Below are 13,164 nucleotides of genomic sequence, written 5' to 3' on the forward strand. Positions count from 1 at the left end.
CTTTTTTAGGTGATTGCAAAACTATTATTTAAAAAAACTAAATATTAGTCTAAGGACTAGATATTAAATTTTTTAAAAGAAACTATGACCTAAGCAACTAATGATTTTATTGAAAGTATTTTTTTCTTTTTACCAATCTTATAACTAATAAGTACAGCAATTAATTGAGCTATGCCAGCTAATAATAATTCGGATTTTAAAGAATTAGTTTTGTTAATCTTTAAGGTCGATAGACCTAGGGGATTTTTAATAATATTATTAGTTCTTTCAGTAATAGTTCTGATTTTATATAAATTGACCCATTCCATTGATTCTCTTGGGATAGGACAATTAAGTCTAAAATCTTTATTTATAGTTGGATGATATATTCTTCCACAAGGTGAAGGAGTACATGGGTTTTGGCATGATAGTATATATTCAGTTTTACTTTTATATCTAACTTTTTTAGATTTAGGGCAAAGCCATTTAACTCTCATAGAACGACCTTTTTCTCTTGTAATTCCATCAAATTTCATTGGAAGAGAAGAATCCTTTGGACATAAAGGAACTCCGTCATTAGTAAATCCGCTAGGCTGTGGTAAATCAGAAATATTACGACGATTAATGGGAATTATAGGTACTATGTTACAATTTTTAATTAGATATTTATAGTTATCATCACAATCATAAGCAGCATCACCAATAAAGTAGTTATATTTGAAATCTGGATGTATATTGAAATAACGTCTCATTATAGGAATTAAAGTTTTTGAGTCATAGTCATCTTTAGCTTGTTCACCAGTATTATGAATTTCCAAATCCATCAATTGAGTATCGTTAAAATCAATATGACGCAAGATTCCAAGCCCATTAACAAGAATAGTTGCTTTAAGTGCATAACAATAATGACCATTAATATAAGAAAGTTTAATTTCAGAGTTAGCATACGTTTGTTTAGGCATTTGGCTACAGGCAAGCTTGTGTGGAATAATATTTGGATCTTTTTTCTTAGCAGTCTTAGTAAAACGTAAGATAGATTGAAAAAACTTAGGATTATTTTCTTTAACATAAGCTTCTATACCTGTAGTATCAGCAATTATTATTTTAGATAATTCCGAATTGAGCTTCTGACAAATATGTTCAGTAAAATCAACTAAATTATTAAAGAAATCATGAAGATGTTGAAGAAAATTTGATTTAAATCTAGAAAATTGAGATTTATGAGGTACTGTATTCAAATTACAAAGAGATCTTAATTCTTTAGATAAATTTAATATATTTATAAATAATTCAGTTTCAGAGATACCAAGTATTTTTTGCACTATTAATGCGGTTAGCATTGAAGAAAGAGAGTAATCTCTAGGATGACCAGTTGAAGAATAGTAGGCATTATAAAAACTTTGAGGCATTAACATCTTCATGTTAATATGTTCTTCAAAAAGCTTAATGAATTTAGGCTTATCTTCTTCAAAACAGTCTACGACTTCTTCATAAATATTACAAAGATGAATCTGTTTTTTTAAATTGATCATAAGGGTCCCTCCTTAAATTTACATTTGGTGGTACTTATATAAATTAGATATTGAGTGGGGGAAATCCTTTTTGATAAAGCTTGAAATTCCTTGAGCCCTAACGGGCTTGAGGTTTTGCAAGCCACTAATTCCTTTTTAGTAAGGGGGTGTGAAATATCTATAGTTATTTTTGCTGTTCTATCGTTTTTGATAGCCTTTATAAATTTAATTATTGTACTTATAGATAAAATAAAAAGGTAGCCCACTGCCGCAATTGGTATGGCTACTTTTTTTATAATACTTGCTTTACCAGTTGCCTAAGCAACTAGAATTGTATACTACAGGGTGCTAAACACCCTGTTTTTTATTATACTCATTTATTAATGCTATTATAACACATAGTTTAACATAATCAACTAATAAGTTTAAAAATTTAAAATTTATAGTAGAACACTAGTGTGAAATTATAATTCTAAATTATTATGTACGAACAATTCCAGACACCTTGATTATTTGAACCATTTATTTTTATTTATGTTATATATTGACAAATGTACAATAACCATTTACTATGTAGATAATATAAGGAGGTGCATACTTTTGGATAAAAAATTTAAACCTATTAAGAAAACAAAGGCTTTAGTTTTTTCAACAGCTATATTATTAGGTGTATCTACACCTGTTTGTGCTCTAGAGAAAGTTCCAAGCGAAAATGATGCCAAAACCCAAGTGATATCTAATGATAATGCTCATATGCTGAATAATTTAAAAACAAATTCAAAAATTTTGGATACTTCAACTAGTGCTCCAGCTACTTTTCAAATTTCTAAAAATAACTGGGATGGTTCTCCCAATTATACAATATCAATGGACTTGTGGTATGGTACTAATGGTGAGCTGTGGAAGCTTTATGAAAATGGTAAATTAGTTAATGAAATTAAGCTTGTAAACAATTCACCAAATCCCCAACATGCCGAAATTAAGTTCACTGATAAAAGTAATGGAACATACAAATACACTGCTGAGCTCATAAATGCAGCTGGTGTTACAAACTCTCAAAACACTTTAGTTCATGAAGTAACTAAAAATGATAAACCTATTGAGGTTCCTTTACCTGAATCAGTTAGCGGAGAACCTGCTACAGGTTATACCGTCTTAAATGAAGATGACACTAATTTTGAGTGGGCAGTATTTGCTTCAAATCCTAATAAAGAGTATGTATGGGAAGGTAGTAGTTTTTCTTTATGGGGAATATCTTTTGAAACTGATAATGAAATAACTTCAGTTTCTAATGCAGCTTCTTTTAAACAAAATGGTAAAAATGTAACTATAAATTTAAAACAAGAGGAAAGATTTTTACCTTATGATACTACTAGAATATTTGTAGTTAAAGGTAAAAAGAATTCTTCAAAGGCACCTATAAACTTTAAATCAAACTTAATTAGAGGAGAAATTAATTATCCAAATTTTGCTTCCCTTCCTGCAAGCTTTACTAAAAATAAACCTGATTTAACTGAAAAAGATTTAATAGCTAATAAAGATGATTACTATAATCCTAAAGTTAAAGTTAATACTGGAAATAAGCTTATGTATGATAATCCAGCATCAAGTACTCAACTTATAATACCTATGCCCAAAAAAATGCCTATTCCTATAAACGGCGTAGATGGTTTAAGAATTTGGATACCTTCTAAATATTTAGCCATGGGAATTGGCACAGGAACCGAATACTTCGGATTAAATCCAAACTTTATGGTTGGCTTGTCAATAAAAGAAAATTTCACTTGTGGACTAGCTCCTTTAAAATCTGGTTATACGGAAAACATTGTTACTGTTGATGAAGAAAAATGGTCATGGCCAATTCAAAAGAAACACCCAGATGGGCCTTTCCAACAAGAAAAAGGAAACTTTAACGAAATAAAAAAACAATATCCTGATTATTTTCCAGATTCAGCGGAACATGAAAACTATGTAACTTTAAAAACTGGTGAATCTGATGATCCATCTTATGTTCATGCTGCTATGTCTTCTTATATGAGTCTCACTATGACAAGGGAACTCTTATATGCTATTCCAAACAATGATTTTAAAAGCTGCTTAGAACAGTGTAAAGATCCTTGGGCAGAATTCGTTCTAGTAGATAATGCTTATAATAGAGGAGTCTATGGCTTACTTCAGAGAAAATTATTTACAGAACATAGAAACAAACTTATTAATTCTTCTGATATAAATAAAGAATTCGATCTTTCTGGCTTTGCTAATCATATTGAAAATATCCAAAATGTAATTAAAGCAATGGATTCAGAAACAGAAAACTTCTATGATGCTGAGATAACTTGGATTGATATGGAAAACTACTTAAAAGAATTGAGATTATATTATGGAAGAAATATACCAAATGATGCTGAATGGAATGCTATGAAAGCTGATGTTAAAAATGCTTATAATATACTTTCTAAACATTGGGGTGGAAATTACGTATCTTTAAGATATGATTTCTTAACGCTTCTAAGAGTTTGTGAAAAACATCTTCCTGAAAATAAACAACCTGCTCCATCTGGTCCTTCATGGATAGAACAAATAAATTCAGCTAATAATATTGGTTAAGGTGATTTGATAATATTATTGTATAAGTTAACTAACTATGCTTACATCTAGTACACCCCTCATATCATGTTATTAAAAAAAGCTCTTAAGTACAAGAATGAACTTAAGAGCTTTAAATAATTTATCTATTTTATTTATGACTTTCAGTTACACTTACAACTAAGTCATCACTTCTAGTTATACCAACTTCATTAATAAGTTCTACATAGTAAATATATTTACCATTTTTTCTTTCGTTTATTTTAAAATTATATGTCTGGGCTTGTGGAGTATTAGAAACTAAATTTGCTTCACTAATTAAAACACCATTTTCATATAGTCTTATTTTATCTCCATTAACTCCCCACCACATATTCATAGTAATAGTATAATTTCCGTTAGTATTCCCCCAGTTATCATGACTTAATACTGGCTTTCCTGGATTTTCTTTAGCTGATGAATCCTTTTCTTTTACAATTACTTTTAAAATATTACTCTCTATTTTGCTATCTTTTCCTACTATCTCTGATTTATAAATATACTCTCCTAGTTTTTTCCCTTGGAATTCTTTAGTAAGAACTTTATTACTTATTCCATCAATATTTTCACTTAAAATTTCTACTTCATTTTCATATAATTTAAGTATACTGCCCTTGTTTCCTTCTAAAACTTCTACAGATATTTTATAATCTCCTGTATTAATTTCCTTATCTACTGAAATAATAGGAGCCTTTAAACTATTAGGATCTAATACCTCTACCATTATGCTATTACCTTTAGAGCTACCATACTTATTAATAATCTCCGCAGTATAAGTATATGTGCCTTTTTTCTTTTCTTTGAAATTTTTTATTATATCTTTTGAAGGTAATTTGCTTATATCTTCTTCTAAAATCACTTGATTATTTTCATATAATTTAACTTTATCTCCTCTACTGTCTGTTGGTATAGCTATACTAATGTCATAGTTTCCATAATTATCATCGCTTTTTAAAGATACTTCTGGTGACTTAGGTAATTTATCATCTGAAGGTATTCCTCCATCTCCAAAAAATCCTTTATAAATAATATCTGTTAAGCTACTTCCTTTTAAAGGTGCATCTCCTGCTAATTCCCAAAAAATTATTCCTCCATAATTATTATCTTTTACATACTTAACTTTTTCACCTAAAGAAATCTCATCTTCATAAGTGTACATTTCTCCTTTAGACTCACTATACAAATAAGGAACTTTTGAATAAGGATCTCTATATTTTTTAAAAGATAAATCTTTTTCTAAAGTGCCCTTTATATAATGATAGGGGTTACATCCTGCTGCACGTCCTCCATCCCATATTCCCTTTGCACCTCCAGTTGCTGTGGCAAATAACCCTGGAAGTTCCTTTATAGGGCCGTCATTTTTTACACCTTTCCATCCACGAGAATAATATGGCGATCCAACTATAAGCTTATCTTTTGGTATACCATAAGATTCAAATAACTTCATAGCTGTATTCACATTATAATACTCTTTTACTAACTCTTCATGATTATCATAAGGATTTTTGTATAAGGGTGATTGATGTCCTGTTACATTTTCCCAAGCACCATTCATATCATATGTCATAATATTTATAAAATCTAAATACTGAGAATATTTTTCAGGTTCAGTTTTCTCTATTTTATCTTTTCCACATCCAACTGCAGCAGTAAGTTCATAATATTTATTATCCTGTTTGCCCGCATCATCTAGTGCTTTTCTTAAGTCTTTTAAAAGAAGTGTAAAAGTTTGTTTTTCTTCTTCATCTGCCCAAGGTGTTCCTTGATCATTAGGATTATCTATAGTATCCCCTTCTCTTTTAAAAGCGGGATATTCCCAATCTATATCAGCTCCATCTAGATTCCACTCACGGATAAATTCTACAACACTATCAGAAAAAGTTTTTCTGTTCTCTGTAGTCTTTGCTACATTATGAAATCCAGCTGACTGGCTCCATCCACCTATAGATATAAGAACTTTTACATTTGGATATTGCTTTTTATATTTTTTTATCTGTCCAAGATTTCCATTATAAGGTGAATCCCAACCATCACCAAAATTCATCTCAGTAGCAGCCCATTTATCAAACAAAGCAATTTTATTGTTCTTTATAGTTGCAAATGCATAATTTATATGAGTAACCTTATCCCAAGGAACATCAGATATTTTATAATTATTATGTCCTCCATAAACACTCCATTCTGTGAAATAAGCTACAATTCTTTTTCTACATTGATTATTCTCAATTGCTTTAGCACTCCCTCCTTCCAAAGAAATACAGCCAAATAAAATACATAAAGATAGTATCCACCCTATATATCTTTTAAATTTATTCTTTTTACAATTTATCATAAAATTTTCCTTCCTTATAATTATTAATTATTCTATTTACTGAATTTATAATAATTGAGAAAAACTTTTCCTCCTCTAAATTACTATCTTTATTTTTATTGAGTAATTTTTTTATCTCCTATAGGCTTCATTCCATTGAATGTGATATTTCTAACATCTGAAAAACATAATCCTATCATTCCTTGAAGAGTAACAGTAGCACCAGGATTAAGATTTTGCCAGTTGCCAGATTTTATTGTAACTGTCGTAAAATCACCATTATCTTTTAAAGTATATGTGCCTCCCCAAGAAGATTTATATAATGCTGATTTTGGTAAATCAAAGGATACTTCCCAACCACCTTTAATCTCTTTTCCCGTGTAATTTTTAACTTTTATATCATAAGTATAATTTGGATGATCATAACTACCATCGAAATTTACTGATACACTTATAGGTTCTAAGGAATTATTAGAATCATCTGGTGTTTTACTACAAGGCCCCATATTGGACAATCCATTGCTTAATCTTTTAGTTAAAGTATCTCCAAATGTATATTTGCCCTTATTTATATCACTTGAACCTTTTTCATAGTTAGGATTTAATCCATAATCACCATTCATAACCCAAATCAATGCCCCTCCAAGATTTTTGCTTTTAACGTAAGCCAATCTTTCATCAATAGATTTTTCATTTTCAAAAGATAGGAAAACTCTTTCTTGATTCTGCCAAACATATGGAACCTTTTCCACATTATCCCAATACACTTTTAAATTAGTATCATTTTCCATAAGGTTTAATACATGCCATAATGGGTTGGCACCTGCCGGCTCTAGCTTTCCATCATTGTCTAAATCATCTCCCCAAATATTATACTTACCAGATGCAGGCATTCTGCTTGATCCATGAAGTCCATTTTTTCCACCTTGTACATTTTCCCATCCTCTAGTATAGTATGGTATACCCATTAATATTTTTTCAGGTGGCAAAACCCCTCTATAATATCTATAAGCCCAATCCATACAAAGTGTTGGCATAATTTGGTTAACAGTTTCTCTATCTGCTGGATCAGGATATATACCTGCTAAGTTTTCAACATACTCGTTCCATCCACCATGGTAATCATAGGACATAACACTTAAGAAATCTAAATATTTAGCATAGGTATTATCCTTAACTCCACCAAGAACCCAAGGTGATGCTGTAACTGCAGCGGATAATATATAATTTTTATTATCCTTTTTGGAAGCTATGTCTATCTTTTCTCTTAGTGTTTTCATGAGTATATTATATCTGTCATTTAATTTAGCTCTTCTAGGCTCAGACAAATCAAAATCTGCTGGATTTCCTGACTGACTTGTTGAAGATGGATATTCAAAATCAATATCAACACCATCGAAATTATACTTTCTTATAAAATCAATGCAAGAGTCTGCAAATGTATTAATTCCTGCATCTGTGTCAAGCATTGTATAGAATCCTCGACTTCCAGCCCATCCCCCTACTGATATAAGTAAATTAACATCTGGATATTGTTTTTTCATAGTTTGTAATAAGTTAAAATGTCCTTTATATGGCAAATTAGCATCTAATTCTATTTTTTTACCTTTATAGGATAAATCATAATTTTTAAATTCCTCTTCTAATGCTGAATGTCTGTCACCTAATGCAATTTTATTTGTATCTGAATCCACTATTGCAAATGAATATTGAATATGAGTTAATGAATCCCATTGCAGATCAGTGACTTTAAAATATCCTTGAGCCTCACTATTATAAGCCCACTCTGGAAAATATCCAATTAACTTTCTTTCTAGATCTTTGTTAATAGTATGTTTAGTTTCATTTTTAACATTTTTGTCCTTATTAGTTTTTGCCTCTACCTTTGTTGTTAAAAGAGATAGGGAAAATGTAGCAGCAATAAACCCCGCTACTAATTTCATTAATTTGCTTTTTTTCATTCTCTATCCTCCTATTCAATTTTCATATTACAATACTATGATATTTTAACTATTTTATTTCTAGTATAAGTTTTTTCTTATAATATTTGATCTTTTATGAGGTTCTTCTGCACCTTTTCATCTTACAGTAGCTTGTTTTACACAATCGAACTAATAAAAATTATAAACAACTAACATTGTAATAAAATACATAATACTGTAAATAATATTAATTGATATATTAAAAAGCAAGGGTGATTAATTATGAATAAAGGCTTATTAGAATTTAGTATAGTCTCATATATTTTAACAAGTACCTTAGTTGGATTTATTGGAAGGTGGTGGATGCTCAGAGGAGATATTAGACAATACCCAACCTACCCCAATGGGTATCTAATACATTTAACAACCGGTTTTATAGCCTCAGCTATGGGTGCTGTAGCATTACCTGCATTACTAGATAAAAATTATGTTGCAGTTACTTTTTTAGCTCTAGCAATTCAACAATTTAGAGATATTAGAAAAATGGAAAAGGAAAGTTTAAAGTCCATGGAAAGCGAAATGTATGCTCCAAGAGGTGAAGCATATATTGATGGAATTGCTAAAACATTTGAGGCTAGAAACTATATTGTAATGGTATCTTCATTAATAACTACAGTAACATCATTTATCTTCAATAGATATATAAATAATAAACTTATTGTAATTATCATATCAGCTTTAGTAGGATTTGCAGTAATATATTTGCTTAAAAACTATACAAAAGGACACAGTTTAAAAGATATTGTCACTATTGAAGAAGCTCCATTAAAATTTGAGCAAAGTAATTTATATGTAGGTGATATTTATGTTATGAATATAGGATTATCTGCCACTAGAAAAAGGATATTAGAAAATGGTATAGGACTCATTTTAAAACCTATTGGAGATACTGAAAAAATAATTTTAAATAATGATGGTCAAAGAAAAGCCATAATTCATGAATGTTCTAGGCTTTTAGGTTTAGAAAGATATGCAGCTACACGAAAAAATTTTGATACAGGCGAATTAGCATTAATGATTGTTCCAATAGAGAAAGACAAGGAATTTTTAAAAAACATTATTGAAAATGTACCTATACTAGAAACTGTAAAGAAAGAAAAACAAGATAGTTAAAAGGAGAGTAATATGAAAAAAAGTGAAACAAGAAGTATATTAGCAATAGTTATCATAGATAAAAACTTAATATTAGATGGAGGTGTTCCAACATTTATTGCTGAAAATGAAAAAGAACAAGAAAAAATCGCTTCTGAACTTGGTAAAGTTCTTGGGGGAAATATATATGGGCTCAGTAATGGTATTATTATAATTACTCAGGAATGATAATTTTAAATATATACCTTTTCATAGCCAAAAATGTATGATTCGAATGACAATGGATACATAAATTGGTGTTTTTAAAAAATACGATGGCTATTCAACATATGTTCCGTTTATTATTAACATTGCTTATATTTACAAATAATACAATAAAATTGCACATAGCAATCTTGACATTAATAAATGTGTCTACTATAATTAACTAGTCTCTATACTAGCTTATTTATTTGATATCTTTTAGGTATTATCTTATTTTTTATATAATCTGTTATTTAATAAAAAAATTTAAACAAAGAAAATAAAAGGAATGTATTTAAAATGGCTATAAATTCAGACGACTTAAATAATTTAAAAATTGCATTAAAAAAAATAATTTGTTATTTTGAAATACCCTCTTATTATGGAGAAATAGAAAAAGAGATCTACACATATTATAATCAAGTACTAGTTAACTGTAATACTTATAACTTTACTAATATTGATACTTGTTGTAATTTTAGAAAAAAATATTTAAAAATTAATCCTGATGGTAATAGTTCAATAATTCAAACTATGAAAGAAGCAGATTTTCTTATTAAGAAAATAAAAAAAGATACAAATATGAAAAAAAACACTCTTCAAAAAAACATAATAAATACAATTACGGATGTTATGGGAACATTATTTTTTGGAATTACAGGCTTCTTAGTGAGTTGGGCTATATTTGCAACAGTTTTAGGAAATATCGTAAGAAGAACTTTATTTCTATCTGCTCTGTATTACAGAACAAATATTATAATTTTTAATGGAGCTACATTGGTTATTTGGACAATCGTATATTTTAAAATATATAAAAGATTTAAACATAGAAGAAAAAATCAAAGTAATTAAAACTATAGAGAGAATAGTTAATTTTATATAATTATCTATTCTCTTTAATTATTATATGTGTGCTTATTTCGCTAAATCATATTTCCATCTTGATATTCCCTCATTCATGTGATAAATTTTACTATAATTATTATCTATTAGTGCTTTTATTGCAATACTACTCCTTCTTCCAGTCTTACAATAAACTAAGACTTCTTTATCTTTATATTTTTTAATAAAATCTATATTTTCATTTATTTGATCATAAGGAATTAAAATTGCACTTTTTATATGACCAGAATCATATTCTTCTTTCGTTCTTACATCAAATATAACTAAGTCCTTATTTTCGTCTACAATTTTTTTTGCTTGTTCAATACTAACTTTTGTTTCTACATTAGAATTATCTAACCTTGTTTTAATCCCTTGATTTTTTGAACATGCTGTTAACGTAAAAACTAATAAAAAGCAACTTAGAAATTTTATAAAATTTTCCATAGTATATACTACTCCTTTTACACTAAAATATACCAGTACCCCGCTATGGTATATTTTTATATTATATTAATACATCATACTTGTCAAGTAGTATCCCTTGGTAAGATAAACATTGGCTACCTTGTCTTAAAAGAAACATCTTGCTAAATATAAAAAAGCCCTTCAATATAATTAACTACATTGAAAAGCTCTAATTTTCTGAACTCACATTGAAAGACACATTTATTTATATAAATAGTCTCTTGTCATAGGTAGTTCATTATTTAATCCTTTTGTAAATAAGAATTGATGTAAATCTACTACTCCATAATGAAATGAAGCAGCACAAGAATTTAAATATAGTCTCCACATTCTAATGAATTTATCATCAAATCCCATTTTTTTAACTTCCTCTAAACAATTTTCAAAGTTTTTAGCCCAACATTCTAAGGTTTTACAATAATGTAGACGTAAACTTTCCAAATCAACTAAATGTAAGTCATTTTCAGGCATATTATAAACTAACTCTCGTATAGATGGTATATATCCACCAGGAAATATGTATTTTTTAATCCATTGATTAACTTCACTTTCTATTTGAGCTGTTATACAATGAAGTAAAGAAGCTCCATTTTCTTTTAACAAATTGCTTACAGTATTCATATAAGTAGGTATATTTTTTTGACCAACATGCTCTAACATTCCTACACTAACAACTCTGTGAAACTTTTCTCCTGTCTTTAATAGTTCTCTATAATCCATCAATCTAACTTCTACTTGATTTTCAAGATTATTTTCTTTTATTCGTTCATTTACTTTATTAAATTGTTCATTACTTAAAGTTATTCCAAGTGCTTTAACGCCATACTCTTTTGCAGCGGTTATTATAAGTTCTCCCCACCCACAACCTATATCCAGTAGCTTTTGTCCTGAATGTAAATCTAATTTTTTTAAGATATGCTCAACTTTATTTAACTGAGCTTGGTATAATGAGTCATCAGATGATTTAAAATAAGAACAGGAATAGCTCATAGTTTTATCTAACCATAACTTATAGAAATCATTACCTAAATCATAGTGATATTGTATATCTTCTTTACTATTTTTTATAGAGTGTGGAGTAATTTTATATAACTTTTCAAATAAGGAAGCTTTGTGTAAAAAGCTATCTTTATTTTTATATATAGACTCTATAATTTCTTGAATATTGCCTTCAAAGTCTATAGTATTATTCATATACGCTTCACCAAAAGTTAAAAATGGGTCTTTTAAGATATCACTTTTAGATAGATGTTCATTTATTAGTATTTTAAATTTTATATCTCCTTGTCCAAATTTTTCCGTACTTCCATCCCAGAATTGTACTTCAAAGGTGTCTGAGAATATACTTTTTAAAAACTTCTTTAAAAATAATTTTTCCATTGTTACATATCTCCTTAAGTACTTTTTGTAGAGTTAATCTCTATATTTAATTGAGAAAATTTCATAATTTTCAAGCTTCATATCCACATTGAAATTTAGTTTTTAATTATGTAATTTCCTTAACTATATACTTATAGTAAATATTATAAAACACATGGTCAATTTCCATTTTAGGCATAATAGAGAAGATTTTTAAAGTAAATAGAAGAAAACATTATTGAATCGTTGGTCGTACCAATATAATAATAAAAATCTCTTTATTTATCACTAAATTGTCATCTATAATTATCTAGCCTTTAAATATTATTGGTAACTCTACTTTTTCATATACTCCATCTATCTATTTTTCACATATATCTATAAATTGCTTATAAATTTCTTCTTCATGCAAAGCCTTTTTCTTTTCATACCCAAAACTTATATTATTAAAATCCGCATGGTAATATTTTTACCATCTTCATCAATGAATTGTTCACTTTTATATTGTGACAATATTACAATTTCACTTTTTATATCTATTTATTTTAATAACTGTAATTATTATACATCAATTGATACTAATTATCAATATCTTTTATCATTATTTATTTTAAAAAATGGAGCTGTCGCATTAGCATAAAAAATTTGCTAACGCGACAGCGTTTTTTGGGTATTTCATAGCAACTTTAAAGATGCTTTAAATCCAAATGAG

Annotated in this window: 9 protein-coding genes; 4 read left to right on the forward strand and 5 right to left on the reverse strand. The window is 28.4% G+C overall.

Translation table 11 applies throughout. The features are described from left to right. Positions 1-89 precede the first annotated feature (89 nt). The gene (locus J2Z24_RS17375; protein WP_173702727.1) at positions 90-1,511 is read right to left on the reverse strand and encodes a transposase; all 1,422 of its coding nucleotides are present in this window, start codon (positions 1,509-1,511) and stop codon (positions 90-92) included. Positions 1,512-2,090: 579 nt separating this feature from the next. Here J2Z24_RS17375 and J2Z24_RS17380 point away from each other — a divergent pair. Then, positions 2,091-4,097, forward strand: coding sequence for a chitinase N-terminal domain-containing protein (locus J2Z24_RS17380; protein ID WP_035149369.1), 2,007 nt, complete (start codon positions 2,091-2,093; stop codon positions 4,095-4,097). Positions 4,098-4,227: 130 nt separating this feature from the next. Here the strand turns inward: J2Z24_RS17380 and J2Z24_RS17385 are convergent, their stop codons facing one another. Beyond that, positions 4,228-6,447, reverse strand: a complete 2,220-nt coding sequence (locus J2Z24_RS17385) for a glycosyl hydrolase family 18 protein (protein WP_035149368.1) — start codon at positions 6,445-6,447, stop codon at positions 4,228-4,230. Between the two features lie 95 nt (positions 6,448-6,542). Then, positions 6,543-8,387: a glycosyl hydrolase family 18 protein gene (locus J2Z24_RS17390; protein WP_035149365.1), complete on the reverse strand. Its 1,845-nt coding sequence runs from the start codon at positions 8,385-8,387 to the stop codon at positions 6,543-6,545. Positions 8,388-8,630: 243 nt separating this feature from the next. On the opposite strand from J2Z24_RS17390, the gene J2Z24_RS17395 reads away from it, so the two are divergent. The 3 genes from J2Z24_RS17395 to J2Z24_RS17405 all read left to right on the forward strand — a co-directional run bounded on the left by J2Z24_RS17395 (position 8,631) and on the right by J2Z24_RS17405 (position 10,595). Further along, complete coding sequence (locus tag J2Z24_RS17395) at positions 8,631-9,521, forward strand: YIEGIA family protein (RefSeq protein ID WP_035149363.1); 891 nt, start codon at positions 8,631-8,633, stop codon at positions 9,519-9,521. Positions 9,522-9,533: 12 nt separating this feature from the next. After that, the gene (locus J2Z24_RS17400) at positions 9,534-9,728 is read left to right on the forward strand and encodes a capping complex subunit for YIEGIA (RefSeq protein WP_035149361.1); all 195 of its coding nucleotides are present in this window, start codon (positions 9,534-9,536) and stop codon (positions 9,726-9,728) included. A gap of 315 nt (positions 9,729-10,043) precedes the next feature. Next, positions 10,044-10,595: a hypothetical protein gene (locus J2Z24_RS17405; protein ID WP_035149359.1), complete on the forward strand. Its 552-nt coding sequence runs from the start codon at positions 10,044-10,046 to the stop codon at positions 10,593-10,595. Positions 10,596-10,658: 63 nt separating this feature from the next. On the opposite strand, the gene J2Z24_RS17410 is transcribed toward J2Z24_RS17405, so the two are convergent. Together J2Z24_RS17410 and J2Z24_RS17415 are read right to left on the reverse strand one after the other, a co-directional pair. Further along, positions 10,659-11,072, reverse strand: coding sequence for a rhodanese-like domain-containing protein (locus tag J2Z24_RS17410; RefSeq protein ID WP_085059110.1), 414 nt, complete (start codon positions 11,070-11,072; stop codon positions 10,659-10,661). A gap of 222 nt (positions 11,073-11,294) precedes the next feature. Next, complete coding sequence (locus tag J2Z24_RS17415) at positions 11,295-12,473, reverse strand: SAM-dependent methyltransferase (protein WP_035149356.1); 1,179 nt, start codon at positions 12,471-12,473, stop codon at positions 11,295-11,297. Between the last annotated feature and the right edge of the window lie 691 nt (positions 12,474-13,164).

It is taken from the genome of Clostridium tetanomorphum (assembly GCF_017873215.1).
GTDB classification, from domain to species: Bacteria; Bacillota; Clostridia; order Clostridiales; family Clostridiaceae; genus Clostridium_AO; species Clostridium_AO tetanomorphum.